This is a genomic window from Serratia sp. NA_112.1 (assembly GCF_052691715.1).
On the sequence record NZ_JBQZFO010000018.1, the window covers coordinates 24,250 to 49,231 of the forward strand.

Annotated in this window: 27 protein-coding genes; 24 read left to right on the plus strand and 3 right to left on the minus strand. The window is 55.7% G+C overall.

The genetic code is table 11. From position 1 onward, the window contains the following. Positions 1–29 precede the first annotated feature (29 nt). A complete protein-coding gene (locus tag ACUTQ5_RS21265; protein WP_174355160.1) occupies positions 30–632 on the plus strand; it encodes a LysE family translocator in 603 nt (200 codons plus the stop codon). 10 nt (positions 633–642) lie between these two features. Further along, the gene (locus ACUTQ5_RS21270) at positions 643–1,425 is read left to right on the plus strand and encodes a PhzF family phenazine biosynthesis protein (protein WP_445652860.1); all 783 of its coding nucleotides are present in this window, start codon (positions 643–645) and stop codon (positions 1,423–1,425) included. Here ACUTQ5_RS21270 and ACUTQ5_RS21275 read toward each other — a convergent pair whose 3' ends face one another. Next, positions 1,426–2,406, minus strand: a complete 981-nt coding sequence (locus ACUTQ5_RS21275; protein WP_445652861.1) for a LacI family DNA-binding transcriptional regulator — start codon at positions 2,404–2,406, stop codon at positions 1,426–1,428. Positions 2,407–2,649: 243 nt separating this feature from the next. On the opposite strand from ACUTQ5_RS21275, the gene ACUTQ5_RS21280 reads away from it, so the two are divergent. The 9 genes from ACUTQ5_RS21280 (at position 2,650) to tauD (ending at position 11,671) form a co-directional block, all read left to right on the plus strand. Further along, the gene (locus ACUTQ5_RS21280) at positions 2,650–3,567 is read left to right on the plus strand and encodes a GNAT family N-acetyltransferase (RefSeq protein WP_445652862.1); all 918 of its coding nucleotides are present in this window, start codon (positions 2,650–2,652) and stop codon (positions 3,565–3,567) included. 31 nt (positions 3,568–3,598) lie between these two features. Beyond that, a complete protein-coding gene (locus ACUTQ5_RS21285; protein WP_445652863.1) occupies positions 3,599–4,858 on the plus strand; it encodes an MFS transporter in 1,260 nt (419 codons plus the stop codon). Then, positions 4,851–5,930: a Gfo/Idh/MocA family protein gene (locus ACUTQ5_RS21290; protein WP_445652864.1), complete on the plus strand. Its 1,080-nt coding sequence runs from the start codon at positions 4,851–4,853 to the stop codon at positions 5,928–5,930. Before ACUTQ5_RS21285 ends, ACUTQ5_RS21290 begins: the two co-directional genes overlap by 8 nt. Beyond that, positions 5,927–6,991 (plus strand): sugar phosphate isomerase/epimerase family protein, encoded by a 1,065-nt coding sequence (locus ACUTQ5_RS21295; protein ID WP_445652865.1) that lies wholly within the window; start codon positions 5,927–5,929, stop codon positions 6,989–6,991. Before ACUTQ5_RS21290 ends, ACUTQ5_RS21295 begins: the two co-directional genes overlap by 4 nt. Then, entirely contained in the window at positions 6,988–8,124 is a 1,137-nt protein-coding gene (locus ACUTQ5_RS21300) for a Gfo/Idh/MocA family protein (protein WP_445652866.1), read from the plus strand. The genes ACUTQ5_RS21295 and ACUTQ5_RS21300 overlap by 4 nt, the downstream gene beginning before the upstream one ends. A gap of 93 nt (positions 8,125–8,217) precedes the next feature. Continuing rightward, entirely contained in the window at positions 8,218–9,213 is a 996-nt protein-coding gene (tauA, locus tag ACUTQ5_RS21305; protein ID WP_445652867.1) for a taurine ABC transporter substrate-binding protein, read from the plus strand. Positions 9,214–9,222: 9 nt separating this feature from the next. After that, on the plus strand, positions 9,223–9,990 hold the full coding sequence (tauB, locus tag ACUTQ5_RS21310) for a taurine ABC transporter ATP-binding subunit (protein WP_445652868.1): 768 nt from the start codon (positions 9,223–9,225) through the stop codon (positions 9,988–9,990). Further along, positions 9,987–10,826 carry a taurine ABC transporter permease TauC gene (tauC, locus tag ACUTQ5_RS21315; RefSeq protein ID WP_445652869.1) on the plus strand — a complete coding sequence of 280 codons (840 nt, stop codon included), beginning with the start codon at positions 9,987–9,989 and terminating at the stop codon, positions 10,824–10,826. Before tauB ends, tauC begins: the two co-directional genes overlap by 4 nt. After that, positions 10,823–11,671, plus strand: a complete 849-nt coding sequence (tauD, locus tag ACUTQ5_RS21320; RefSeq protein WP_445652870.1) for a taurine dioxygenase — start codon at positions 10,823–10,825, stop codon at positions 11,669–11,671. Before tauC ends, tauD begins: the two co-directional genes overlap by 4 nt. A gap of 11 nt (positions 11,672–11,682) precedes the next feature. Here the strand turns inward: tauD and ACUTQ5_RS21325 are convergent, their stop codons facing one another. After that, positions 11,683–13,596, minus strand: coding sequence for an ABC transporter ATP-binding protein (locus ACUTQ5_RS21325; protein ID WP_445652871.1), 1,914 nt, complete (start codon positions 13,594–13,596; stop codon positions 11,683–11,685). A 133-nt stretch (positions 13,597–13,729) separates the two neighbouring features. Here ACUTQ5_RS21325 and kefG point away from each other — a divergent pair, with 133 nt between their 5' ends. From kefG to slyD, 4 genes are all read left to right on the plus strand, one after another. Further along, positions 13,730–14,281 carry a glutathione-regulated potassium-efflux system ancillary protein KefG gene (gene kefG, locus ACUTQ5_RS21330; protein WP_445652883.1) on the plus strand — a complete coding sequence of 184 codons (552 nt, stop codon included), beginning with the start codon at positions 13,730–13,732 and terminating at the stop codon, positions 14,279–14,281. Between the two features lie 2 nt (positions 14,282–14,283). Beyond that, complete coding sequence (gene kefB, locus ACUTQ5_RS21335) at positions 14,284–16,092, plus strand: glutathione-regulated potassium-efflux system protein KefB (protein WP_445652872.1); 1,809 nt, start codon at positions 14,284–14,286, stop codon at positions 16,090–16,092. 14 nt (positions 16,093–16,106) lie between these two features. Beyond that, positions 16,107–16,310 carry a YheV family putative zinc ribbon protein gene (locus tag ACUTQ5_RS21340; RefSeq protein ID WP_445652873.1) on the plus strand — a complete coding sequence of 68 codons (204 nt, stop codon included), beginning with the start codon at positions 16,107–16,109 and terminating at the stop codon, positions 16,308–16,310. A 122-nt stretch (positions 16,311–16,432) separates the two neighbouring features. Further along, positions 16,433–17,035: a peptidylprolyl isomerase gene (slyD, locus tag ACUTQ5_RS21345; RefSeq protein WP_012147236.1), complete on the plus strand. Its 603-nt coding sequence runs from the start codon at positions 16,433–16,435 to the stop codon at positions 17,033–17,035. A gap of 58 nt (positions 17,036–17,093) precedes the next feature. Here slyD and ACUTQ5_RS21350 read toward each other — a convergent pair whose 3' ends face one another. Then, positions 17,094–17,321: a SlyX family protein gene (locus tag ACUTQ5_RS21350; protein WP_012147235.1), complete on the minus strand. Its 228-nt coding sequence runs from the start codon at positions 17,319–17,321 to the stop codon at positions 17,094–17,096. 369 nt (positions 17,322–17,690) lie between these two features. On the opposite strand from ACUTQ5_RS21350, the gene fkpA reads away from it, so the two are divergent. The 9 genes from fkpA to tuf form a co-directional block, all read left to right on the plus strand. Further along, positions 17,691–18,524 carry an FKBP-type peptidyl-prolyl cis-trans isomerase gene (gene fkpA, locus ACUTQ5_RS21355; protein WP_445652874.1) on the plus strand — a complete coding sequence of 278 codons (834 nt, stop codon included), beginning with the start codon at positions 17,691–17,693 and terminating at the stop codon, positions 18,522–18,524. Positions 18,525–18,924: 400 nt separating this feature from the next. Further along, positions 18,925–19,647, plus strand: a complete 723-nt coding sequence (locus tag ACUTQ5_RS21360) for a helix-turn-helix transcriptional regulator (protein ID WP_012147233.1) — start codon at positions 18,925–18,927, stop codon at positions 19,645–19,647. Beyond that, positions 19,647–20,036, plus strand: a complete 390-nt coding sequence (gene tusD / locus ACUTQ5_RS21365; RefSeq protein ID WP_445652875.1) for a sulfurtransferase complex subunit TusD — start codon at positions 19,647–19,649, stop codon at positions 20,034–20,036. Before ACUTQ5_RS21360 ends, tusD begins: the two co-directional genes overlap by 1 nt. Positions 20,037–20,044: 8 nt before the next feature. Next, on the plus strand, positions 20,045–20,404 hold the full coding sequence (tusC, locus tag ACUTQ5_RS21370) for a sulfurtransferase complex subunit TusC (protein WP_012147231.1): 360 nt from the start codon (positions 20,045–20,047) through the stop codon (positions 20,402–20,404). A 9-nt stretch (positions 20,405–20,413) separates the two neighbouring features. Continuing rightward, positions 20,414–20,701, plus strand: coding sequence for a sulfurtransferase complex subunit TusB (gene tusB / locus ACUTQ5_RS21375; protein ID WP_445652876.1), 288 nt, complete (start codon positions 20,414–20,416; stop codon positions 20,699–20,701). 142 nt (positions 20,702–20,843) lie between these two features. Further along, positions 20,844–21,218, plus strand: a complete 375-nt coding sequence (gene rpsL / locus ACUTQ5_RS21380; RefSeq protein WP_004930426.1) for a 30S ribosomal protein S12 — start codon at positions 20,844–20,846, stop codon at positions 21,216–21,218. Positions 21,219–21,314: 96 nt separating this feature from the next. After that, positions 21,315–21,785, plus strand: coding sequence for a 30S ribosomal protein S7 (gene rpsG / locus ACUTQ5_RS21385; protein ID WP_012147229.1), 471 nt, complete (start codon positions 21,315–21,317; stop codon positions 21,783–21,785). Between the two features lie 97 nt (positions 21,786–21,882). Further along, entirely contained in the window at positions 21,883–23,997 is a 2,115-nt protein-coding gene (gene fusA, locus ACUTQ5_RS21390) for an elongation factor G (protein WP_445652877.1), read from the plus strand. Between the two features lie 70 nt (positions 23,998–24,067). Beyond that, a partial coding sequence (gene tuf / locus ACUTQ5_RS21395) for an elongation factor Tu (protein WP_445652878.1) occupies positions 24,068–24,982 on the plus strand: 915 nt, incomplete at its 3' end.

Here is a 24,982-nt window from a genome sequence, read left to right on the forward strand (position 1 = left end):
AAATGACCTGGGTGAGGAGCGCCCGCCTGATGGATGCGAGTTTATTTCTTTCGATGTTAGGTTTTCTGTGGGTTGCCGCGATCACACCTGGCCCCAACAATATGTTACTGACCACTTCCGGTGCCAACTTCGGCTTTATGCGTTCACTGTTGCTGATGATTGGCATCATGCTCGGCATGCAAAGCATTTTGCTGTTGGTGGCGTTCGGCGTCGGCAGCTTGATTCTGGTTTATCCGGCGCTGCATCTGGTGCTGAAAATTCTCGGAAGCCTGTATCTGCTGTGGCTGGCATGGAAAGTGGCTACCGCCGCTTATGAAAAACTTGAAACCGACGTGGCACCGCCCAAACCGATACGGCTGTACCAGGGTTGGCTGCTACAGTTCCTTAATCCCAAGGCCTGGTTGATGGCGCTGGGGGCGGTGGCCAGCTTCAGCCTGGCTGGTGCTCAATACAACTCCTCTATTCTGGCGATCTCACTGGGCATATTCGTGGTGAACATCATTGCCGGCGTGATTTGGCTGGGATTTGGCACGGTGATTGGCCGCCTGCTGCGCAGCAAAAAGGCCTGGATCATTTTTAACGTTTCTATGGGGTTGCTCACCGCGGCCTGTGTGTTACTCATCTGGCATTGAGGAATTGTGAATGGTGGAGAATTACTTCCATATTGCGGCCTTCACCGGTCAAGGGTTTCGTGGCAATCCGGCCGGCGTCTGCCTGCTAAAACAGCCTTTGTCGGCTGCGGAGATGCAGGCCATCGCCAATGAACTGAACCTGCCGGAAACCAGTTTTGTCTGGGACGATGGCGATATGTCGGCCATCCGTTGGTTCACGCCCCAGCGAGAAGTCGATTTGTGCGGTCACGGCACGCTGGCGGCGGCACACGTGATGTTCAGCGTGGTGAACCCGGCGCTGCAGGATATTCGTTTCCGCTCGGCGAGCGGCGACCTGTACGTCAAACGCGACGCCGAAGATGGCGAACGCATGGTCCTGGATTTCCCGTCCCGGCCACCGCAGAAGGTTGTGGAACCTGAAGGGTTGGCGGCGCTGCTGGGCGCTCATCCGCAGGAAGTGTGGCAGGCCAATGCGCTGTTGGTAGTGTTGGAAAACGAAGCGCAGGTCAGGGCATTGCAGCCGGATATCCCGGCACTGATTGCCTTGGTCGGCCGGGCAGTGATTGTCAGCGCTCCGGGTGAGGCGGCGGATTTTGTCTCGCGCTATTTTACCCTCGACGGCGGCGAAGACCCGGTGACCGGATCCGCACACTGCACGCTGATGCCATACTGGAGCGCACGTCTTGGTCGCCATCAGTTGCACGCACTGCAGATTTCGGCGCGCGGTGGAGAGTTGTTCTGTGAGCTGAAGGGCGATCGCACCTTGATTGGTGGCTATGCGCACACGTTTTTGCGTGGGGAATTGAGCCTGTAATCAGGCTGAGCCACGCTCAACCAGCCGCCACTTAAGCATTTCATTGCGCGGCGGTTGTTGCGGATTTTTGATTTTTTCCAGCAGTAACTGCACGCTGCGCACGCCGAACTGGTGCATCGGTTGTTCGACGGTGGTTAGCGGTGGCGTGGTGACGGCACCGAATGGCACGCCGTCAAAGCCCATTACCGCGACATCTTCGGGAATGCGCAATTCCTGTTGGTGCAGGGTGCTCATCGCTCCACCGGCGATCACGTCGGAGATGGTGAATACCGCATCCGGCCGCGGCTCGGTATCCAGCAGGCGACCCATGGCCAACGCACCGGCGGCATATTCCAGCCCCTCGACGTATTCCACCTGACAATAGTCGAACCCGGCTTCGGCCAGCGCCTGTCGATAACCTTGCTCTCGCTGCTGCGAGTAGAGATAACGCATGTCGCTGTTGATCAGGGCAATACGTCGTCGGCCCCGTGCAACTAAATAACGCACGCCGGCCATCGCCGCCTGATGGTTGTCAATGGTGACTGAAGAGGCGCGAAACTCGGGATCGCCTTCACCGCATTGTACCCAGGGGAAATCGCCAATCATTGCGGTCAGGCCGGGCAGGCAACTGACGGCGTCCATGGTAATCACGCCGTCGACCACTTTACCGCTCAGCAGGCTGAGATAGGCGGACTCCCGGGTTGGATTGGATTCGGAGTTGCACAGTAAAATGTGGTAGCCGTGGCGTTCGGCTTCTTCTTCGATCCCGCGTACTACCAGGGAACAAAAAGGATTGGTGATACTGGAAACCAACACCAGCAGCATACGGCTACGCGAAGTGCGTAGCTGACGCGCCAGCAGGTTGGGTTGGTAGTCGCATGCGTGGATCGCCGCCAGTACCTTGTCGCGAGTGGCCGGTTTGACGATTTGCTGGCCGTTCAATACCCGTGAGACCGTCGCGGCAGAGACGCCGGCGAGTTTCGCCACCTTTTCGATCGACATGGTTTGCTGTTCCTTCTGCCCAATTGCCCCGCACAATATGCCCAAGTGCGACAAAAAATCTGCGTCTGACCTCAGGATTGTGATGTGGGTTACAAATTCATCTTATCAGTCCCTTGCGCCAGATTAATCAGGTTGCCGAAAAAAAGAAATCGATTACATTTTGTTCATGGTGGAAATGAAATCGATTACATTTTGCGATTTCGCGTTATTTCGCTGAACCCATAATCTGAAAAGAGGTGGCGGATGCAGGTGCAACTGAGAGTAGCGGAAAACGGTGATCGCCAGGCGGTCGCACAACTGATTCATCTGTCGACCAATGCCTGGTATCAACGCCACGGCATGGGCGCCATCTTTTCCGCAGAGCCGACCAGCTGCGGGCTGTTTGTTGACGTCTATCGCCATCTGGATCCCGGCCAGCACTGGGTTGCGCACGATGAACATGGCGTGCTGTGCGGTTCCTGCTTCTTTCACTCGCGTGAAACTCATCTCGGGCTGGGCATCATGAATGTACATCCCGACTACTTTGGCCGTGGTATCGCCGCGCAACTGTTGGGCAAGGCCGATGAACTGGCGGGAGAGCGGCCTATAAGGTTGCTTTCCAGCGCGCTGAACCTGGATTCCTACGCCCTGTACCACCGCGCCGGTTTTACGCCCTATGCGATTTACCAGGATATGACGATCCCGGTGCCGGTAAAGGGATTTTCCTTCCCCAGTCTGACGCGCGGCAGAGTGCGCGCCGCCCAGCCAGAGGATCTGCCCGGCATCCTGCAGTTGGAACGAACGCTGTTGGGCATCGAACGTCGGCGCGATATTGACTACTTCCTCAACGACGCCAGCGGGCTATGGCGGACTGCCGTGTGGGAACTTGACGGCAGCATTGGCGGTTATCTGGCTTCGGTGGCGCATCCGGCTTCCCGCCTGTTGGGGCCGGGCTGCAGCCACAGCGAAGAGATTGTCCTGGAGTTGCTCAGTTGGATGCTGGATCGCCACCATCGCGGTACCACGCCGGTGGTGCTGGTACCGGCGCAACGTTCCGCCCTCAGCCAGGTACTGTTGCAGTGGGGCGGGCGGATTTGTGAATTGCATTTGGCGCAGGTGAAAGGCCGTGCGCTACAACCCGGCGGTGTGGTTATGCCGTCCTTCCTGCCGGAAAGCGGTTAGACAACACCACAACAAGACCAATGGGGGAATTATGCAAACTGACAGCGCGGTCCTGGGGACCAAAAGCGTCACATTTAAATGGGTGGTGCCGCGGTTGGCACTGATGATGTTTCTGCAGTTCTTTGTTTGGGGGGCGTGGTACGTTACGCTCGGCGTAGTGATGGGTAAGTTCGGTCTGGCGGCGATCATCGGCGATGCCTACTCGACCGGGCCGATCGCTTCGATTCTGTCACCGTTCGTGCTGGGTATGCTGGTCGATCGCTTCTTTGCCTCGCAGAAGGTGCTGGGGGTGCTGCATCTGATCGGTGCCGGGTTGTTGTGGCTGATGCCCGGCTTCTTCCACAGTGGACAGAGCGGTCTGTTGTGGATCATTTTCGGTTATATGCTGTGTTATATGCCGACTATCGCCCTCAGCAACAACGTGGCGTTTTATAGCCTGAGCAACAGCGAAAAAGCCTTTCCTGTGGTGCGGGCGTTCGGCACCTTTGGCTGGATTGTCGCTGGGCTGATCGTCGGTGCCAGCGGGTTGTCAGACAGTACCGGTATTTTCACACTGGCGGCGGTGGCCTCGTTGGTGTTGGCCATTTACAGCTTCACCCTGCCACACACCCCGGCGCCGGAACGCGGCAAACCGATAAAAATGCGCGACCTGTTGTGTGCCGATGCTTTCGCCATGCTGAAGCAGCGACACTTCCTGGTATTTATCCTCTGCGCGACGCTGATTTCCATCCCTTTGGCGGCCTACTATGCCTATGCCGCGCCTTTCATCGCGGCGACCGGTTTCAGCAATGTCGGCGGGGTGATGTCGCTGGGGCAGATGTCCGAACTGTTCTTTATGCTGCTGATCCCGTTTCTGTTTGTACGGCTGGGCATCAAGGTGATGCTGCTGATTGGCATGTTGGCGTGGTTCCTGCGCTACGTGATGTTTGCGCTGGGGATTACCGAAGAACTGCGTTGGATGATTTACCTCGGCATCATTCTGCACGGCATGTGCTACGACTTCTTTTTCGTGATCGGTTTTATCTACACCGACAAGGTAGCCGGTGACAAAGTCAAGGGCCAGGCCCAGAGTCTGCTGGTGTTATTCACCTATGGTCTGGGCATGTTGATCGGTTCGCAAATCAGCGGTGCCCTGTTTAATCGTTTGGTGACTGCAGAAGGGGCGGCAGCGCTGCCGCAGTGGCAGAGTTTCTGGTGGTATCCGGCCATTGGTGCGTTGGTGATCGCGGCACTGTTCTTCTTCACCTTCAATTACCGGGAAATCCCGCAGGGGGAGAAACGCGATGACTGACTTGCGCGTACTGGTGGTGGGCTGCGGCAATATGGGGGCTTCACATGCTGAAGCCTATGACGGTCTGGACGGTGTCGAGATTTGTGGATTGGTGGCGCGCGGTGATTCCCGACATCGGCTCAATACTCGGTTGGGGGGCGGCTACCCGGTGTTCGGTGATTTCGCCCAGGCGCTGACGGTGACGCGTCCGGATGCGGTTTGCCTGACCACCTGGCCAGATACCCATGAGGCCTACGCGTTGGCGGCGCTGGCTGCCGGTTGCCATCTGTTCATTGAAAAACCGCTCGCCACTACCCTGGTCGGTGCGGAGCGAGTGATTGCCGCCGCACGGGCCACCGGGCGGCAACTGGTGGTCGGCTATATTCTGCGTCACCATCCGTCATGGCAACAATTTGTCGCATTGGCCCGTGACCTGGGCAAACCGCTGGTGATGCGCATGAACCTCAATCAACAGAGTCACGGTGCGATGTGGGATGTACACCGCAATTTGATGCAGTCGCTGTCGCCGATTGTCGACTGTGGCGTGCATTACCTCGACGTGATGTGCCAGATGACCCAGTCGGAGCCGGTCAGCGTCAGCGCCATCGGTGCACGACTGAGTGAGGAGCTGCCGCCGGAAATGTACAACTATGGCCAGTTACAGGTGCGTTTTGCCGATGGCTCCGTTGGCTGGTACGAAGCCGGCTGGGGGCCGATGATCAGCGAAACCGCCTACTTCGTCAAAGACGTGATTGGGCCGCGTGGCTCAGTCTCGATCGTCGCGCGGCAGGCGGATGCGGATTCAGATAACGTCGACGGCCACACCCGTACCGACTCGTTGCGTATCCACAGTGCGGCGTTGGATAGCACTAATCAGTTTATCCAATCGGACCGCTGGATTGACTGTCAGGACGAACCGGACCATCTGGCGCTGTGCCTGAGCGAGCAGCGCTATTTTCTTCAGGCGATCCAGGGCGGGTTGGATCTCGACCGGCATTGGCAGGATGCCCTGAACAGCCTGCGGGTGGTACTGGCGGCGGACGAAGCGGTGCGCAGCCGACAAACAGTAATATTAGGGAGGTCATCAGCATGAAAACCATTCAGGGGCCGGGGCTGTTTCTGGCCCAGTTTATCGGCCCGCAAGCGCCGTTTGATTCGCTGAACGGGTTGGCCGGTTGGGCCGCCGGGCTGGGGTTTAAAAGCCTGCAGATCCCGACCACGTCCCCTGCTATTTTTGATCTCAAGCGGGCGGCCCACAGTCAGGAATATTGTGATGAGGTGCGCGCGTTGCTGGCGGGACACGGCCTGACGATCTCCGAGTTATCCACCCATTTGCAGGGGCAATTGGTGGCGGTGCATCCGGCTTACGATCCGGCTTTTGACGGCTTTGCTCCGGTCCAGGTGCGCGGCAATCCTCAGGCCCGGCAGGCATGGGCAACGGAGCAATTGCTGATGGCAGCACAGGCATCGCAGCGGTTGGGTTTAGCGGCACACGTGACTTTTTCCGGCGCGCTGGCCTGGCCCTATTTTTACCCCTGGCCACCGCACAATGCGCTGTTGCTGGAGGAAGCCTTCGGACAACTGGCACAACGTTGGCGGCCGATCCTCGATGCTTTTGACGACGTCGGTGTCGACCTTTGCTATGAACTGCACCCGGGGGAGGATCTGCATGACGGTGTGACCTTTGAGCGCTTCCTGCGGCAGGTTGGTAATCACCCGCGTTGCCATATCCTGTATGACCCCAGCCATCTGCATTTGCAGCAGATGGACTATCTTGGCTTTCTTGATGTTTATCACCCGCGCATCCGGGCGTTTCACGTCAAGGATGCTGAATATCGGCCCAGTGCTCGCAGCGGCGTGTACGGCGGTTATCAGCCGTGGCTGGAAAGACCCGGACGTTTTCGTTCACTCGGCGATGGGCAGATCGACTTCCCGGCAATCTTCAGCAAGCTGGCGCAGTACGATTTTCCCGGCTGGGCCACGCTGGAGTGGGAGTGCTGTCTGAAATCATCGGAGGACGGTGCGCGGGAAGGGGCTGAGTTTATCGCCCGCCATATTATTCCGGTTGCTGAGAGGGCGTTTGATGACTTTGCCGCTGTCGGCGGTGAACGCAAACAGGTCAGACAGATGTTGGGTATGGGAGAGCAACCATGAGATTACGCTTGGGGATGGTCGGCGGGGGCGAAGGAGCCTTTATCGGCGCAGTGCATCGTCTGGCGGCGCGGATGGACGATGAGTTTGAGCTGGTAGCCGGGGCTTTCTCTGCGGATTGGGAAAACTGTCGCCGCACCGGCGAACGGCTACACCTCGACCCACAGCGCTGTTATCACGATTTTAACCAAATGGCGCAGGCAGAGGTGGCGCGTGAAAACGGCATCGATGTGGTGGCTATCGTCACCCCCAATTATCTGCATGCGCCGGTGGCGACCGCGTTTCTTAACGCCGGCATCGACGTCATCTGCGACAAGCCTCTGTGCAACAGCTATGCCGAGGCCTTGCAGTTGGCCGAGACGGTGCGGCGTAGCGGAAAGCAGCTGATATTGACCCATAACTACAGTGCCTATCCATTGGTGCGCGAGGCGCGTAGTCGGGTATTAGCCGGTGAATTGGGGGCAATCCGCTTTATCGAGGTGGAGTATTTACAAGAATGGCTGGCGCAGCCGCTGGAACTGACCGACAACAAGCAGGCTGACTGGCGTTCCCAGCCAGAAAAGGCCGGGGCCGGCTGTATTGGTGATGTGGGTACCCATGCCTGGCAGTTGGCGCACTTTGTCAGCGGCCTGTTGCCGCAGGCGATCAGCGCTGAACTCACTGCGTTTATTGCTGGGCGTCAGATAGACGACGATGTGCGGGTGCAAATGCGCTACGCCAACGGTGCCAGAGGTCGACTGTGGGCCAGTCAGGTGGCTTGCGGCCATGAGAACGACCTGCGTTTGAGAATCTATGGTAGCGACGGCAGCCTGGAATTTTGTCAGGAGCAACCTAATCAGCTGTGGATGCGGCCCCGGGATGCGCCAGCCTATTGCATAACCCGCGCCTCTTCATTCCAGTATACGGAGAATCGTTCACTGGCACGGGTACCGGCAGGGCATCCTGAAGGCTATCTGGAAGGATTTGGTCAGATTTACCGCGAGGCGGCGGCACGATTGCGGGATGGGGCGCAGGCGGCCCCCCTGTTACCGGGGATTGATACCGGGGTGCAGGGCATGGCATTTATCGATGCTGCCCAACGTAGCAGTGCTGCTGGAGGGCAATGGATCGACCTGAATGAACTTTTATTCCCATAAGTAATAACGCAGTTTTTTTTATTCTTTTATAGCTCGTCACCGCTCAGATAAAACTGTCAGCAACTGAACAGACTTTTATCAACGGAGCGGAACATGGCGAGCAAACGGTTTTCATTACGCAGCGCGGCACTTTTGGTGTTGTCACTCAGCGCAGCCAGCGCCTATGCGGTGGACGTGACCGTGGCTTACCAGACGTCTGCGGAACCTGCCAAGGTGGCGCAGGCGGAAAACAGCTTCGCCAAACAATCCGGCGCCACCGTCGACTGGCGTAAATTCGACAGCGGCTCCAGCGTGCTACGCGCGTTGGCTTCCGGTGACGTGCAGATCGGTAATATCGGTTCCAGCCCACTGGCGGTGGCCGCCAGCCAAAAACTCCCTATCGAAGTCTTCCTTATCGCCTCCCAACTCGGCAGCTCCGAAGCCCTGGTGGTGAAAAAAGAGCTCAAAAGCCCGCAGGAGTTGATCGGCAAGCGTATCGCCGTGCCCTTTATCTCAACCACTCACTACAGCCTGCTGGCCTCGCTGAAGCATTGGGGCATCAAGCCTGAACAGGTCAAAATTATTAATCTGCAACCGCCGGCCATTGCCGCAGCCTGGCAGCGTGGTGATATCGACGGGGCTTACGTCTGGGCACCGGTGGTGAATGAATTAGCCAAACAGGGCAAGGTACTGACCGATTCCGCCCAGGTTGGACAATGGGGCGCGCCAACGCTCGACGTTTGGGTAGTGCGCAAAGACTTTGCCGAAAAACACCCGGAAGTGGTGACCGCCTTTGCTGCGAGCGCGCTGAACGCGCAAAAAGCCTATCTGGCGCAGCCGGAGCAGTGGCTGAAGGACAAGGGCAATCTCAGCACGCTGGCCCACTTGAGCGGCGTGCCGGAAGAACAGATACCGGTGCTGGTGAAGGGCAATACCTATTTGCCGGTGGCGGAACAAATCACTCAATTGGGCCAGCCTGTGGACAAGGCCATTCGCGATACTGCCGAGTTCCTTAAACAACAGGGAAAAATTCCACGAGTCGACAGCGATTACAGTACCTACGTCACCGATCGGTTTGTAAAACAGGTGCAGGCTGCGCCGCAGTCGTAGGGGAGCAGAATGTTAAACGCTAATCACCTTTCAGCAGAGTATCAGGGCCGCCCCGCGCTGCGCGACGTCTCTTTCCAGATTGCCACCGGGCAACTGGTGGTGGTGCTCGGGCCTTCGGGCTGTGGCAAAACCACGCTGCTGAATTTGATCGCCGGGTTTATTGAGCCTTCAGCTGGCAGCATCACGCTTGATGGAACGACCGTTAGCGGCCCCGGAGCCGAGCGGGGTGTGGTGTTCCAGCATGAGGGTTTACTGCCGTGGCGCAACGTAGTGGATAACGTGGAGTTTGGTCTGCAACTGGCCGGTGTCGGCAAACAGCAGCGACGTCAGGTGGCGCAAAAGATGTTGCAACGCGTCGGCTTGGCTGGCTATGAACAGCACTTTATCTGGCAGCTCTCCGGTGGTATGCGTCAGCGGGTAGGGATTGCCCGTGCCTTGGCTGCCGATCCGCGCCTGTTGTTGCTGGATGAGCCGTTTGGCGCGCTGGATGCTTTTACCCGCGAGCAAATGCAGGAACTGCTGTTGACCATTTGGCGTGATACCGGCAAACAGGTGCTGCTGATCACCCATGACATTGAAGAAGCGGTGTTTCTGGCCAGTGAACTGCTGTTGCTATCACCGGGACCGGGGCAGGTGGTGGAACGCCTGGCGCTTAACTTTGGTCAACGTTATGCCAACGGAGAGCCCTGCCGTTCGATTAAGTCCGACCCTGAATTTATTGCGCAGCGCGAATATGTGCTGGGCAAAGTCTTTCAACAGCGCGAGGCCTTGCTATGAGTCTGCACTCCGCTCTCAAAGAGGTGGTTCAGCCGCAGGTTGCAGCACCGACGCGTCGTTTTAGCGTACCGCGTAATGTTTGGCTAAGCAGTATCACCCTGCTGGTGGTATTGGCCATCTGGTGGGGCGTGACCGCGTTGAATCTGATCAGCCCGTTGTTCTTGCCGGCGCCGCAGCAGGTGCTGCATCAACTGATTACCATCGCCAGCCCGCAAGGCTTTATGGACGCCACGTTATGGCAGCATTTGGCCGCCAGCCTGGGGCGCATTCTGGTGGCGCTGTTGGCAGCGGTGATTATCGGCGTGCCGGTGGGTATCGCCATGGGGCTGAACGATACGGTGCGCGGCATTCTCGATCCGTTGATTGAGATTTACCGTCCGGTGCCGCCGCTGGCCTATTTACCGCTGATGGTGATTTGGTTCGGCATTGGCGAAACCTCGAAAATCTTGCTGATTTATCTGGCGATCTTCGCCCCGGTGACGCTTTCTGCCGTAGCCGGTGTGCGCAGTGTGGCGCTGGTTCGTGTGCGGGCCGCCCAAGCGCTGGGGGCAAACCGTTGGCAGCTGCTGCGTTTTGTGGTGCTGCCTAGCGCCTTGCCGGAGATTTTAACCGGCATCCGAATTGGGCTGGGGGTTGGTTGGTCGACGCTGGTGGCCGCAGAACTGATCGCTGCCACCCGCGGCCTGGGATTTATGGTGCAATCCGCCGGTGAGTTTCTGGCTACCGATGTGGTGCTGGCCGGTATCGGTGTGATTGCGATTATTGCATTTGGGCTGGAGCTGGGGTTACGCGCCCTGCAGCGCCGATTGACCCCGTGGCACGGAGTAAACCAATGAACGAACGTTTAAGTATCACCCCGTTGGGGCCTTATATCGGTGCGCTGGTGGAAAACGTTGATCTGGCACGCCCCTTGGGTGACGGCCAATTCGAACAGCTCTACCATGCGCTGCTGAAACATCAGGTGCTGTTCCTGCGTAATCAGCCAATCACCCCGTTGCAACAGCGGGATTTGGCCGGTCGCTTCGGCGACCTGCATATCCACCCGGTCTATCCGCAAGCCGCCGAGGTGAAAGAGATTATCGTGCTGGATACCCATGACAATAATCCGCCGGACAACGATAACTGGCATACCGACGTGACCTTTATCGAAAACCCACCGTTGGGGGCGATTCTGGCGGCGAAAACCCTGCCTTCCACCGGTGGTGATACGCTATGGGCCAGTGGGATTGCGGCCTATGAAGCGCTGTCTGAGCCATTCCGGCAACTGCTGGCTGGGCTGAAGGCGGAGCATGACTTCACCAAGTCATTCCCGGAACACAAGCATCGTGGCAGCGAGGAAGAACATCAGCGCTGGCAGGCAGCGGTACAGAAAAACCCACCGTTGCTGCATCCGGTAGTGCGCACGCATCCGGTCAGCGGCCGGCAGGCTCTGTTCGTCAATGAAGGTTTCACTACGCGGATTGTTGATCTGGCACCGAAGGAAAGCGACGCGCTGCTGAATTTCCTGTTCGCCCACGTCACCAAGCCGGAATTTCAGGTGCGTTGGCGCTGGCAGGAAAATGACATTGCCATCTGGGATAACCGCGTGACGCAGCATTACGCCAACGCGGATTATCTGCCACAGCGGCGCATTATGCACCGCGCGACCATTCTGGGGGATAAACCTTTCTACAAGGTTTAAGGGCAGAGGCCTTAAAGGTTAAACTCGTTGGTGAACTGTTCCAACTGCTCTTGCGCATCCAGCCAGGTCATTTCCGTTTCTTCCAACGCGGATTTGGCCTGGCTTTGCTGTTGCAGACAAAGCGTTAAATCGGCCTTGCGGCTGATGTCGTACAACGCGGAGTCCGCCAGCTTCTCTTCCACCGCCGCCAGTTCGGCACTCAGTTTTTCCATCTGCTGTTCCAGCTTGGCGATCTGCTTGCGCAGTGGCTGGGTCTGGCTACGGAACTCGGCTTCCCGACGTTTCTGATCTTTACGGGCTTGCGCGCTGTTGGCGTTGTTTTCCTTGTCCGGCGCATCCTGCTGGTTTTCCTGGCGTTGCAGGTCAGCCAACCATTGCTGATAGTCGTCCAAATCGCCGTCGAATACTTCCACCTGGCCGTCGTGCACCAGATAGAGATCGTCGGTGGTGGAGCGCAACAGGTGACGGTCGTGCGAGACCACCACTAACGCACCTTCAAAGTCGATCAGCGCTTCGGTCAGCGCCTGACGCATATCCAGATCCAGGTGGTTGGTCGGTTCATCGAGCAGCAGCAGGTTAGGGCGCTGCCAGACAATCAGCGCCAGCACCAACCGCGCCTTTTCGCCACCGGAGAAACGTTCGGTAATCTCGGTGACCTTATCGCCCTGGAAGCCAAAGCCGCCCAGGTAGTCGCGCAACTGCTGCTCCAGCACTCGCGGGGCGATGCGGCTCAGATGCTGCAGCGGGGATTCGTCGGCGCGCAGGAACTCCAACTGATGCTGGGCGAAGTAACCCAGTTTGATGCCTTTCGCCAGACCAATCTCACCGCTTAGCGGCTCCAGCGAACCGGCCAGCATTTTGATCAGGGTGGATTTACCGGCGCCATTACGGCCCAGCAGACCGATACGTGAGCCGGGTACCAGGTTGAGTTTGATCGAGTTCAGGATCACCTTGTCGCCATAACCGGCGCTGACCTTCTCCATGCGCAGCAGCGGATTCGGCAGGCTTTCCGGCTGACGGAAGCTGAAGCTGAATGGGTTATCGACGTGGGCAGGCGCAATCAGCTCCATGCGTTCAAGCATTTTGATACGGCTTTGCGCCTGTTTAGCCTTGGTGGCCTGGGCGCGGAAGCGGTCAATGTAGCTTTGCAGGTGTGCCACTTTCTCCTGTTGGTTCTGGTACAGCGCCTGCTGCTGTGCCAGTTTGGTCGAACGTTGACGTTCGAACGAGGAGTAGTTACCGGTATATTCGTTAATGGTTTCTTGTTCGATATGCAGAATCTTATCGACGATCGGATCGAGGAAATCGCGGTCGTGCGAAATCAGCACCAGCGTGCCTGGGTAGCTTTTCAACCAGCGTTCCAGCCAGATCACCGCGTCCAAATCCAGGTGGTTGGTGGGTTCGTCGAGCAGCAGCAGGTCTGAACGACAGACCAGGGCTTGTGCCAGGTTCAGACGCATACGCCAGCCGCCCGAGAAGGCGCGTACCGGATTGAGCAACTGTTCGTTGGAAAAGCCCAGGCCGTGCAGCAGGCTGGCGGCGCGTGAACGGATGGTCCAGGCATCAAGGGCATCGAGTTTGCCGTGCAACGTGGCGATGGCGTGGCCGTCGTTTTTATCGTTTGCCACCTGCAGTTCGGCTTCAAGCTGGCGGAATTCGCGGTCACCGTCGATCACATACTCAAGCGCAGGGACGTCCAGCGCCGGTGTTTCCTGATTAACCCAGGCCAGGGCCCAGTTGCTTGGAAAGGTGTAGCTGCCGCCGTCTGCGGCCATCTCGCCTTTCAGCAATGACAGCAGCGTGGATTTGCCGCAGCCGTTTTTACCCACCAGGCCGACCTTCTGACCTGGATTAACCGTCGCCGTGGCGTTGTCCAACAGGACGCGGGTGCCGCGTCGGATTTGTAGCGAGGAAAATACAATCATAAAGTGCCGTATGTTCAGAGTATGTTAAATTGAGTGAGTTCTAAGTTAACAGGACGCAGACTGTCCTATTATTAGTCTTTGCGGAGCATGGTAACGGAAAACCGCTACCCTGACGACGCTTTGGAGGGGAATGATGTCGCAGCCGCCGAAGGTCTTGCTGCTGTATGCCCATCCGGAATCCCAGGACTCGGTCGCGAATCGGGTTTTGCTTCGACCGGCACAGCAGTTGGAACATGTCACCGTGCACGATTTATACGCGCACTATCCTGATTTTTTTATTGATATTCACCACGAACAACAACTGCTGCGTGAACATCAGGTCATTGTTTTTCAACATCCTCTCTATACCTATAGTTGCCCGGCTCTGCTGAAAGAATGGCTGGATCGCGTGCTGTCGCGTGGTTTTGCCAGCGGCATGGGGGGCAATGCGCTGACGGGAAAGTACTGGCGTTCGGTGATCACCACCGGTGAACCGGAGGGAGCCTACCGTACCGGCGGCTATAACCGCTATCCGATAGAAGATATTTTGCGCCCGTTTGAGTTGACCGCCGCCATGTGCCATATGCACTGGCTGACGCCGATGCTGGTGTATTGGGCGCGTCGGCAGAAGCCGGAGGTGCTGGAAAGCCATGCCACGGCGTATGGCGACTGGCTGCGCAACCCGCTGCCACACGGAGGGAGGTAAACATGGAAGGCTCAACTTTACTGACCGCAATTTTATTGTTTCTGTTCGCTGCGGTGGTCACGGTGCCGATTGCACGCCGCCTGGGTATTGGCGCGGTATTGGGCTACCTGATAGCCGGCATTGCCATCGGCCCCTGGGGGCTGGGCTTCATTCGCGATGTCGATGAGATCCTGCACTTCTCTGAACTGGGCGTGGTTTTCCTGATGTTTATCATCGGGCTGGAACTGAACCCCAGCAAGCTGTGGGAGTTGCGGCGTTCAATCTTTGGCGTCGGTGCCGGGCAGGTGCTGATTACCGCCACAGTGCTGGGGGCCCTGCTTTACCTGACTCATTTTGCCTGGCAGGCCGCGGTGATAGGCGGCATCGGGCTGGCGATGTCGTCAACCGCCATGGCGTTGCAGCTGATGCGCGAGAAAGGCATGAACCGCAATGAGGGCGGCCAACTGGGGTTCTCGGTGCTGCTATTCCAGGATATGGCGGTGATCCCGGCGCTGGCGTTGATCCCCATCCTTGCCGGGGCCGGTGGCAGCAGTGACGACTGGGCACAAATTGCACTCAAGGTGGCGGCGTTCGGCGGCATGCTGATTGGCGGGCGGTTCCTGTTGCGGCCACTGTTCCGCTATATCGCCTCTTCCGGGGTACGCGAAATCTTCACCGCTGCCGCTCTGCTGGTGGTGTTGGGGGCAGCGCTGTTTATGGATGCGCTCGGCCTGTCGATGGCGCTCGGCACCTTTATCGCTGGCGTGTTGCTGGCGGAGAGTGAATATCGCCATGAGCTGGAGATTTCAATCGAGCCGTTCAAGGGGCTGCTGCTGGGGTTGTTCTTTATCTCGGTGGGCATGGCGCTGAATATCGGCGTACTCTATACCCATCTGGCCGAAGTGCTGCTGGGAGTGGTGCTGCTGGTGACGATCAAGTCAGGGGTACTGTATTCGTTGTCGCGTATTTTTGGCCTGCGTAGTTCGGTGCGTTTGCAGTTTGCCGGCGTGCTTAGCCAGGGCGGAGAGTTTGCCTTCGTACTGTTTTCGGCGGCGGGCACGCAGAAGGTGCTGCAGCCCGATCAACTCGCGCTGTTGCTGGTGGTGGTGACCTTGTCGATGATGACTACGCCGCTGTTGATGCAAATTATTGACCGTATTCTGGTGCGGCGATACAACGCCAGGGATGAAGACGAAGAGACGCCGTATGTGGAGGACGATGACCCGCAGGTGATTATTGTTGGCTTCGGGCGTTTTGGCCAGGTGATCGGCCGGTTGCTGATGGCCAACAAGATGCGCATCACCGTATTGGAGCGCGATGTCAGCGCCGTTGGCGTGCTGCGCCGCTACGGTTACAAGGTCTATTACGGCGACGCCACCGAACTGGAGCTGCTGCGAGCGGCCGGTGCGGCGAAGGCCAGGTCGATCGTGATCACCTGTAATGAGCCGGAAGACACCATGGAAATTGTGCGGCTGTGCCAGCAGCATTTCCCCGATCTGAGCATTTTGGCGCGAGCACGTGGTCGTGTGGAGGCTCACGAATTGCTGCAGGCCGGGGTCAAGCAGTTCAGCCGTGAAACCTTCTCCAGTGCGCTGGAGCTGGGGCGAAAGGCACTGATGGAGTTAGGCATGCATCCGCATCAGGCCTATCGTGCGCAACAGCACTTCCGCCGGCTGGACATGCGCATGCTGCGTGAGTTGATGCCGCCGCATCACGGCGATGTGGCGCAAATTTCCCGCGTGAAAGAAGCGCGGCGTGAGTTGGAAGAACTTTTCCACCGAGAAATGCAAAAAGAGAGTCGCCAGTTCGACGGCTGGGATGAATACGAATAATTTGGAGCATTGAGATGTCTGCAACACGTAAAAGATTTATCGCCGGAGCTGTCTGCCCGAGCTGTAAGGCTATGGATACGCTGGCAGTTTGGCGGGAAGACCAGGTCGAAGTGGTGGAGTGCGTCAAGTGTGACCATCACCAGCGACAGACCGAAGAACAGGTGGAAAAGCACGTCCGGCCGCAGGAGCAGGTGATCGGTATTTTCCATCCGGAGTAGCGTTATTGGGCGCGATTTTTTATGCTGAAGGGTACAGCGGGAAAGATTTCCGATACAATCTGTCCGGTTAAGGCGCGGCCCCCATGACGGTTGCGTCCAAGTATCCAACGGTAGGAGATATCATGAAAGTAGCAAAAGACTTGGTGGTCAGCCTGGCTTACCAAGTACGTACAGAAGACGGTGTGTTGGTTGATGAGTCTCCGGTGAGTGCGCCGCTGGACTATCTGCATGGGCATGGTTCACTGATTGCGGGTCTGGAAAAAGCACTCGAAGGCCACGAAGCGGGCGATCGTTTTGACGTGAATGTTGGCGCTAACGATGCGTACGGCAACTACGACGAAAACCTGGTGCAGCGCGTGCCGAAAGACGTCTTTATGGGCGTTGACGAGTTGGAAGTGGGTATGCGCTTCCTGGCTGATACCGATCAGGGCCCTGTGCCGGTCGAAATCACCGAAGTGGACGGCGACCACGTAGTGGTTGACGGTAACCACATGCTGGCGGGTCAGAACCTGAACTTCAACGTGGAAGTTGTCGCGATCCGCGAAGCTACCGCTGAAGAACTGGCTCATGGCCACGTACATGGCGAGCACGATCATCACCACGACCATGAACACGGTGAAGGCTGCTGCGGCGGTCATGGCCATGACCACGATCATGACCATGCACACGACCAGGCTCCAGCCAAGAAAGGCGGTTGCGGTAACGGCGGTTGCGGTTGCCACTAATCGCAATACTGTAACGGCAAAAAAAGGGCGGCCCTGGGGCTGCCTTTTTTATTGTTTATCAATAATGTGGCGGTGGAGTTTCTTCCGACTGCGAAGCGATCATCGACGTCTGGCTCGAACGCAGTTTATCGGTCAGCACGCGCAGGTGCTCTTGTAATTTCAGCATTTCAAACTGGTGTTGCACCACGATCTGATTAAGCTCTTCGATGGTGACTTCTTGGAAGGCCTGGCGGCTCTCCAGTTCTTCCAGCCGCAGTAACAGGCTGTGGTTATCGGCGTTGTGCATGGTGCTACCTCTGACGCGGTTTAATCCTGAATCTGACGTTATGTTAACAGCTGCCGCCGGCTTTGCGCTGCGCTATTTCACCTCGTTTCGTGGGGGTGATAACCGAACGCTTCAGAGCACTGTGTAAAGTGCTGAAAAATAGAGCGCTTACCTCGGGCGGATTTGTTATCGTTGGGCGTCGGATGATGGAAAAATCTGATTTATCATACGGGTAGCACATTAAAGGAAACTTCTGTTTAAAGCTGGAGTCACACTTTGACTCGATTGGTTACCTGTGTGACTGTTTTGTTTTGTTTCGGACAGCTATAGTAGCCCGGTTATCTTACTTAATGATTGTTTGGGGCATTGCTTCAGACACTGGAGAAATGGATGAAATCTTTGTTTAAAGTCACGCTTCTGGCAACCACCATGGCTTTTGCTTTGAATGCGACCCAGGTTATGGCTGCTGATGCAGCTAAACCAGCAGAAGCGGCTAAAGCTGCTGACGCGGCACCAAGCACTGGCAAGTTCAAGAACGATGACGAACAAGCGGCCTACGCATTGGGTGCATCCCTTGGCCGTTACATGGACAACTCGCTGAAAGAGCAAGAAAAACTGGGCATTAAGCTGGATAAAGAACAGTTGATCTCAGGCGTTCAGGACGCTTTTGCCAACAAGAGCAAGCTGAACGATGCAGATATCGAAAAAACCCTGCAAAGCTTTGAAGCACGCGTGAAGGCTTCCGCTCAGGCGAAGATGGAGCAGGACGCGAAAGATAACGAAGCGAAAGGCACCAAGTACCGTGATACCTTCGCTAAAGAAAAAGGCGTGAAGAAAACCGAGTCTGGCCTGCTGTATCAGGTAGAGAAACCAGGTACCGGCGCGGCACCTAAAGACAGCGATACCGTTGTGGTGAACTACAAAGGCACCCTGACCGACGGTACCGAGTTTGATAACTCCTACACCCGTGGTGAGCCACTGTCATTCCGTCTGGACGGTGTGATCCCAGGCTGGACTGAAGGCCTGAAACACATCAAGAAAGGCGGCAAAATCAAGCTGGTTATCCCACCGGCGCTGGCCTACGGTAAAACTGGCGTCCCGGGTATTCCGGCTAACTCCACTCTGGTGTTCGACGTCGAGCTGCTGGATGTGAAAGCCACGCCGAAGGCGGACGCCAAGGCTGAGAAACCGGCTGATGCAGCGGCTGATGCCAAAGCGAAGTAAGTCTGCCTGAGCCCCACACCGCCGCGAACATTCTTTGCGGCGGTGTTCATTTCAGCCTGCCAAATCAGGCGCAACTTTCGCTTCCTCCCCCACTGATCGCTTGACGCCTGCCGGGCATCGGGCTTAACGTCAATACCACGCGCAAACGCAAGGACTTTACTCTGGCTGTTTTGCTAGACTAATTGTCCGGACTTATAAGTCATGCGCCTGCCCCTTAGGGCGTGTACCTAAAACTGTTCCTGGTCGTCAAGGCCGGCGGACGCACATCGTGCTGTTTCAGACTGATATCAGCCAGCCACCCTGCGTAATCACAAGGGTGTGCCGCCTGTGGAAGGGAACCCGCACGAGCAGTTTTAGCTGCGCCCCCTGGCACAGGCGATCTTTGAGGGTGGTATTTTCGATGTCTAATTCGCTTTTATCCAGCGAAGCCAGCGAACTTGATTTGCTGAACGAACGTCCGTTTACCCAAACGGATCATGAAATTTTGAAGTCTTACGAAGCAGTAGTTGACGGCCTGGCGATGTTGATCGGCGGGCACTGTGAGATCGTGCTGCACGCACTGGAAGATTTGAAATGCTCGGCGGTACGTATTGCCAACGGTGAGCATACCGGGCGGCAAATCGGTTCGCCGATTACCGATCTGGCGCTGCGCATGTTGCACGATATGGCCGGCAATGACAGTAGCGTATCGCAGGCCTATTTTACTCGCGCCAAGAGCGGTGTGCTGATGAAGTCGGTGACTATCGCCATCCGCAATCGCGAGCAGCGAGTGATCGGCCTGCTGTGTATCAACATGAACCTCGACGTGCCTTTCTCGCAGGTGATGCAGACCTTTATGCCACCGGAAACCCAGGAAGTGGCCCCTTCGGTCAACTTTGCGTCCTCCGTTGACGATCTGGTGGCACAAACGCTGGAGTTCACCATCGAAGAAGTTAATGCCGACCGCAATGTTTCCAACAATGCAAAAAATCGTCAGGTGGTGCTGAACCTCTATGAGAAGGGCATTTTTGATATCAAGGATGCGATTAATCAGGTGGCGGATCGTCTGAATATCTCCAAGCACACCGTCTATCTGTACATCCGCCAGTTCAAAAGCGGCGATCTGCTGGGAACTGAGCGCTGATGCTGAATTACTGCCTTTTGGTCACCGGCCCGGCATATGGCACTCAGCAGGCCAGTAGCGCCTATCAGTTTGCTCTGGCTCTCTTGGCGAAAGGACACCGCCTATCCAGCGTGTTTTTTTACCGTGAAGGGGTGTTGAATGCCAACCAACTGACTGCACCCGCCGGTGATGAGTTTGATTTGGTCCGTGGCTGGGCACAATTGGCGCAGCAGCATGGCATCGAGCTCAATGTCTGCGTTGCCGCCGCGTTGCGACGTGGGGTAACCGATGAGCAGGAGGCGGCGCAACAGGGGCTGCCTGCGGCAAACCTCCAGCCGGGTTTTATCCTCAGCGGGTTGGGCTCACTGGCCGAGGCTGCGCTGAGCAGTGACCGCCTGGTGCAGTTCTGAGAGAATTTATGAAACGAGTTGCTTTTGTTTTTACCCAGGGGCCTCACGGCAACGCCGGCGGCAGGGAAGGGCTTGATGCGTTACTGGCCACCTCGGCGCTGAGTGAAGATCTGGGCGTGTTTTTTATCGGCGATGGGGTACTGCAGCTATTGCCGGGTCAGCAACCGGAAAAAATTTTGGCGCGTAATTATATCGCCACCTTTGGTGTACTGCCATTGTATGACGTTGAACGGTGCTATCTGTGCCAGGCATCCTTGCAGGAGCGCGGTCTGAGTCAGGTGACTGACTGGGTGCTGGACGCCGAGGTATTGGCACCGGACGCGCTGGGCCAGCTATTGGCCGGCTATGATGCGGTGATGACTTTTTAGGAAATTCTGATGCTGTATACCCTTAGCCGTTCCCCCACTCAATGCGATTTGCCTGCACTGCTGCGGCTAACTACATCGAGCGACGACCTGCTGCTGTTACAGAATGGCGTGCTGGCTGGTCTGGCCGGTAGTGCGCATCTTGAATTGCTGCTTAATGCCCCCATATCCCTTTATGCGCTGCAAGATGACCTGGAGGCCAGAGGCTTGATTGGTTATTTTTCGCACAAAATCACCGTCGTCGGCTATAATCACTTCGTTGAATTAACCGAAAAGCATTGCAGCCAAATGTCTTGGTGATGAGAGTAATGTTGTATATTTCTTGACACCTCTACTACTCAGCCATAAAATTCTGCGTCCCGTACTTTGCCTGTAGTGCATACGGGGGGATTTATCATATGTTTACGAAGCAACAAACGAAGCAAAAACCAGGAGCTTTTTAATGGCAACAATTAATCAGCTGGTACGCAAACCACGCTCTGTGAAGGCTGCTAAAAGCAACGTTCCAGCGCTGGAAGCTTGCCCGCAGAAACGTGGCGTATGTACTCGCGTATATACCACCACTCCTAAGAAACCAAACTCCGCACTGCGTAAAGTATGCCGTGTGCGTTTGACTAACGGTTTTGAAGTTACCTCCTACATCGGTGGTGAAGGTCATAACCTGCAGGAACACTCCGTGATCCTGATCCGTGGCGGTCGTGTAAAAGACTTGCCAGGTGTGCGTTACCACACCGTCCGTGGTGCACTTGACTGCTCCGGTGTTAAAGACCGTAAGCAAGCGCGTTCCAAGTACGGCGTGAAGAAGCCAAAGGCTTAATGGTTCTCCGTTAAGTAAGGCCAAACATTTTCACTTTAATGTCAAAATAAACTCGTAGAGTTTTGGACAATCCTGAATTAACAACGGAGTATTTCCATGCCACGTCGTCGCGTAATCGGCCAACGTAAAATCCTTCCAGATCCTAAGTTCGGATCCGAACTGTTGGCCAAATTTGTAAACATCCTGATGGTAGATGGTAAAAAATCTACTGCAGAAGCAATCGTCTATACCGCGCTGGAAACCCTGGCTCAGCGTTCTGGTAAAGATCACCTGGAAGCTTTCGAAGTAGCTCTCGACAACGTTCGCCCGACTGTAGAAGTTAAGTCGCGCCGCGTTGGTGGTTCTACTTATCAGGTACCAGTTGAAGTCCGCCCGGTCCGTCGTAATGCTCTGGCAATGCGCTGGATCGTTGATGCTGCTCGTAAACGCGGTGATAAATCCATGGCTCTGCGCTTGGCGAACGAACTTTCTGATGCAGTTGAGAACAAAGGTTCTGCTGTTAAGAAACGTGAAGACGTTCACCGTATGGCAGAAGCCAACAAGGCGTTCGCCCACTACCGCTGGTAATTGCCACGCAGTAGTTATGCTAACCAAGCGGGCGCTTCAAGAAGCCAACCCGCTTGGGTTAACTGAACTTGAACGCCTAAGGCAATAGAGGAATCAAATGGCTCGTAAAACACCCATTGAGCGCTATCGTAACATCGGTATCAGCGCCCACATCGACGCCGGTAAAACGACCACTACCGAACGTGTTTTGTTCTACACCGGTGTAAACCACAAAATCGGTGAAGTGCACGACGGCGCTGCTACCATGGACTGGATGGAGCAGGAGCAGGAACGTGGTATTACCATCACGTCCGCTGCGACTACTTGTTTCTGGTCTGGTATGGCCAAGCAGTTCGACGCACACCACATCAACATCATCGACACCCCAGGACACGTTGACTTCACCATCGAAGTAGAACGTTCCATGCGTGTTCTTGATGGCGCGGTAATGGTTTACTGTGCAGTTGGTGGCGTTCAGCCACAGTCTGAAACCGTATGGCGTCAGGCTAACAAATATAAAGTTCCACGCATCGCGTTCGTTAACAAAATGGACCGCATGGGTGCTAACTTCCTGAAAGTTGTTGATCAGATTGAAAAACGTCTGGGCGCAACTCCGGTTCCTCTGCAGCTGGCTATCGGCGCAGAAGAGAAATTCACCGGTGTTGTTGACCTGGTGAAAATGAAAGCCATCAACTGGAACGAAGCCGATCAGGGCGTGACCTTCGAATACGAAGAGATCCCGGCTGATATGCAAGAACTGGCTGAAGAATGGCGTCAGAAGCTGGTTGAGTCCGCTGCTGAAGGTTCTGATGAGCTGATGGAGAAATTCTTTGGTGGCGAAGAGCTGACTGAAGAAGAGATCAAAGCTTCTCTGCGTAAGCGCGTTCTGAAAAACGAAATCATCCTGGTTACCTGTGGTTCTGCGTTTAAAAACAAAGGCGTACAGGCAATGCTGGATGCTGTTGTTGAGTATCTGCCAGCACCAACTGACGTTGAAGCAATCAACGGTATTTTGGATGACGGTAAAGACACTCCAGCAGTTCGTCGTTCTGACGATGCTGAGCCGTTCTCTGCTCTGGCGTTCAAAATCGCTACTGACCCATTCGTGGGTAACCTGACGTTCTTCCGTGTTTACTCCGGTCTTGTTAACTCAGGTGACACTGTATTTAACCCAGTGAAATCTCAGCGTGAACGTCTGGGCCGTATCGTTCAGATGCATGCTAACAAGCGTGAAGAGATCAAAGAAGTTCGCGCAGGCGACATCGCTGCAGCTATCGGCCTGAAAGACGTGACTACCGGTGACACTCTGTGTGATCCGAACAACGTGATCATTCTGGAGCGCATGGAGTTCCCAGAGCCGGTAATCTCCGTTGCAGTTGAACCAAAAACCAAAGCTGACCAGGAAAAAATGGGTCTGGCTCTGGGCCGTCTGGCGAAGGAAGATCCATCATTCCGCGTATGGACTGACGAAGAATCAGGTCAGACTATCATCGCAGGTATGGGTGAACTTCACCTGGACATCCTGGTTGACCGTATGCGTCGTGAATTCAACGTTGAAGCAAACGTGGGCAAACCTCAGGTTGCTTACCGTGAAGCGATTCGTTCGAAAGTTACCGATATCGAAGGTAAACACGCCAAGCAGTCTGGTGGTCGTGGTCAGTATGGTCACGTTGTGATCGACATGTACCCACTGGAGCCGGGCTCAAATCCGAAAGGTTTCGAGTTCATCAATGACATTAAAGGTGGTGTGATCCCAACGGAATACATCGGTGCCATTGATAAAGGCCTCCAGGAGCAGCTTAAGTCTGGTCCACTGGCCGGTTACCCGGTAGTTGATCTCGGTGTGCGTCTGCATTTCGGTTCTTACCACGATGTTGACTCCTCCGAATTGGCGTTTAAACTGGCCGCTTCTATCGCCTTTAAAGATGGCTTTAAGAAAGCGAAACCTGTTTTGCTTGAGCCAATCATGAAGGTTGAAGTTGAAACGCCGGAAGAGAACACTGGTGACGTCATCGGTGACCTTAGCCGTCGTCGTGGTCAACTGAAAGGTCAGGAATCCAACGCTACTGGCGTTCAGATTCACGCTGAAGTTCCGTTGTCCGAGATGTTCGGCTACGCAACTCAACTGCGTTCTCTGACCAAAGGCCGTGCTTCTTACTCCATGGAGTTCCTGAAGTACGATGATGCGCCGAACAACGTCGCTCAGGCCGTTATTGAAGCCCGTGGTAAATAAGCTTTCGGGTTTAACACATTGATCAGTGCTCTCTCCATGAGGGGAGAGCATAAGAGTAAGGAATATAGCCGTGTCTAAAGAAAAATTTGAACGTTCCAAACCGCACGTTAACGTTGGTACTATCGGCCACGTTGACCACGGTAAAACTACCCTGACTGCAGCAATCACTACCGTTCTGGCTAAAACCTACGGCGGTTCTGCACGTGCTTTCGACCAGATCGATAACGCGCCAGAAGAAAAAGCTCGTGGTATCACCATCAACACTTCTCACGTTGAATATGACACCCCGACTCGTCACTACGCGCACGTTGACTGCCCAGGGCACGCCGACTACGTTAAAAACATGATCACCGGTGCTGCTCAGATGGACGGCGCTATCCTGGTTGTTGCTGCGACTGATGGCCCTATGCCTCAGACCCGTGAGCACATCCTGCTGGGTCGTCAGGTTGGCGTTCCTTTCATCATCGTATTCATGAACAAATGCGACATGGTTGATGATGAAGAGCTGCTGGAACTGGTAGAAATGGAAGTTCGTGAACTTCTGTCTGCTTATGACTTCCCTGGTGATGACCTGCCGGTTGTTCGTGGTTCAGCGCTGAAAGCACTGGAAGGCGAAGCTGAGTGGGAAGCTAAAATCATCGAGCTGGCTGGTCACCTGGATTCTTACATCCCAGAACCAGAGCGTGCTATCGACAAGCCGTTCCTGCTGCCAATCGAAGACGTATTCTCCATCTCCGGTCGTGGTACCGTTGTTACCGGTCGTGTTGAGCGCGGTATCGTTAAAGTTGGCGAAGAAGTTGAAATCGTGGGTATCAAAGACACCGTTAAGTCTACCTGTACTGGCGTTGAAATGTTCCGCAAACTGCTGGACGAAGGCCGTGCTGGTGAGAACGTTGGTGTTCTGCTGCGTGGTATCAAGCGTGAAGACATCGAACGTGGTCAGGTACTGGCTAAACCAGGTTCTATCAAGCCACACACCAAAGCC

Excerpts from the sequence above, each read along its gene's own strand:
- ACUTQ5_RS21265 (WP_174355160.1), top strand. The coding sequence starts at position 30 with ATGGATGCGAGTTTATTTCTTTCGATGTTAGGTTTTCTGTGGGTTGCC.
- ACUTQ5_RS21270 (WP_445652860.1), top strand. The coding sequence starts at position 643 with ATGGTGGAGAATTACTTCCATATTGCGGCCTTCACCGGTCAAGGGTTT.
- ACUTQ5_RS21275 (WP_445652861.1), bottom strand. The coding sequence starts at position 2,406 with ATGTCGATCGAAAAGGTGGCGAAACTCGCCGGCGTCTCTGCCGCGACG.
- ACUTQ5_RS21280 (WP_445652862.1), top strand. The coding sequence starts at position 2,650 with ATGCAGGTGCAACTGAGAGTAGCGGAAAACGGTGATCGCCAGGCGGTC.
- ACUTQ5_RS21285 (WP_445652863.1), top strand. The coding sequence starts at position 3,599 with ATGCAAACTGACAGCGCGGTCCTGGGGACCAAAAGCGTCACATTTAAA.
- ACUTQ5_RS21290 (WP_445652864.1), top strand. The coding sequence starts at position 4,851 with ATGACTGACTTGCGCGTACTGGTGGTGGGCTGCGGCAATATGGGGGCT.
- ACUTQ5_RS21295 (WP_445652865.1), top strand. The coding sequence starts at position 5,927 with ATGAAAACCATTCAGGGGCCGGGGCTGTTTCTGGCCCAGTTTATCGGC.
- ACUTQ5_RS21300 (WP_445652866.1), top strand. The coding sequence starts at position 6,988 with ATGAGATTACGCTTGGGGATGGTCGGCGGGGGCGAAGGAGCCTTTATC.
- tauA (WP_445652867.1), top strand. The coding sequence starts at position 8,218 with ATGGCGAGCAAACGGTTTTCATTACGCAGCGCGGCACTTTTGGTGTTG.
- tauB (WP_445652868.1), top strand. The coding sequence starts at position 9,223 with ATGTTAAACGCTAATCACCTTTCAGCAGAGTATCAGGGCCGCCCCGCG.
- tauC (WP_445652869.1), top strand. The coding sequence starts at position 9,987 with ATGAGTCTGCACTCCGCTCTCAAAGAGGTGGTTCAGCCGCAGGTTGCA.
- tauD (WP_445652870.1), top strand. The coding sequence starts at position 10,823 with ATGAACGAACGTTTAAGTATCACCCCGTTGGGGCCTTATATCGGTGCG.
- ACUTQ5_RS21325 (WP_445652871.1), bottom strand. The coding sequence starts at position 13,596 with ATGATTGTATTTTCCTCGCTACAAATCCGACGCGGCACCCGCGTCCTG.
- kefG (WP_445652883.1), top strand. The coding sequence starts at position 13,730 with ATGTCGCAGCCGCCGAAGGTCTTGCTGCTGTATGCCCATCCGGAATCC.
- kefB (WP_445652872.1), top strand. The coding sequence starts at position 14,284 with ATGGAAGGCTCAACTTTACTGACCGCAATTTTATTGTTTCTGTTCGCT.
- ACUTQ5_RS21340 (WP_445652873.1), top strand. The coding sequence starts at position 16,107 with ATGTCTGCAACACGTAAAAGATTTATCGCCGGAGCTGTCTGCCCGAGC.
- slyD (WP_012147236.1), top strand. The coding sequence starts at position 16,433 with ATGAAAGTAGCAAAAGACTTGGTGGTCAGCCTGGCTTACCAAGTACGT.
- ACUTQ5_RS21350 (WP_012147235.1), bottom strand. The coding sequence starts at position 17,321 with ATGCACAACGCCGATAACCACAGCCTGTTACTGCGGCTGGAAGAACTG.
- fkpA (WP_445652874.1), top strand. The coding sequence starts at position 17,691 with ATGAAATCTTTGTTTAAAGTCACGCTTCTGGCAACCACCATGGCTTTT.
- ACUTQ5_RS21360 (WP_012147233.1), top strand. The coding sequence starts at position 18,925 with ATGTCTAATTCGCTTTTATCCAGCGAAGCCAGCGAACTTGATTTGCTG.
- tusD (WP_445652875.1), top strand. The coding sequence starts at position 19,647 with ATGCTGAATTACTGCCTTTTGGTCACCGGCCCGGCATATGGCACTCAG.
- tusC (WP_012147231.1), top strand. The coding sequence starts at position 20,045 with ATGAAACGAGTTGCTTTTGTTTTTACCCAGGGGCCTCACGGCAACGCC.
- tusB (WP_445652876.1), top strand. The coding sequence starts at position 20,414 with ATGCTGTATACCCTTAGCCGTTCCCCCACTCAATGCGATTTGCCTGCA.
- rpsL (WP_004930426.1), top strand. The coding sequence starts at position 20,844 with ATGGCAACAATTAATCAGCTGGTACGCAAACCACGCTCTGTGAAGGCT.
- rpsG (WP_012147229.1), top strand. The coding sequence starts at position 21,315 with ATGCCACGTCGTCGCGTAATCGGCCAACGTAAAATCCTTCCAGATCCT.
- fusA (WP_445652877.1), top strand. The coding sequence starts at position 21,883 with ATGGCTCGTAAAACACCCATTGAGCGCTATCGTAACATCGGTATCAGC.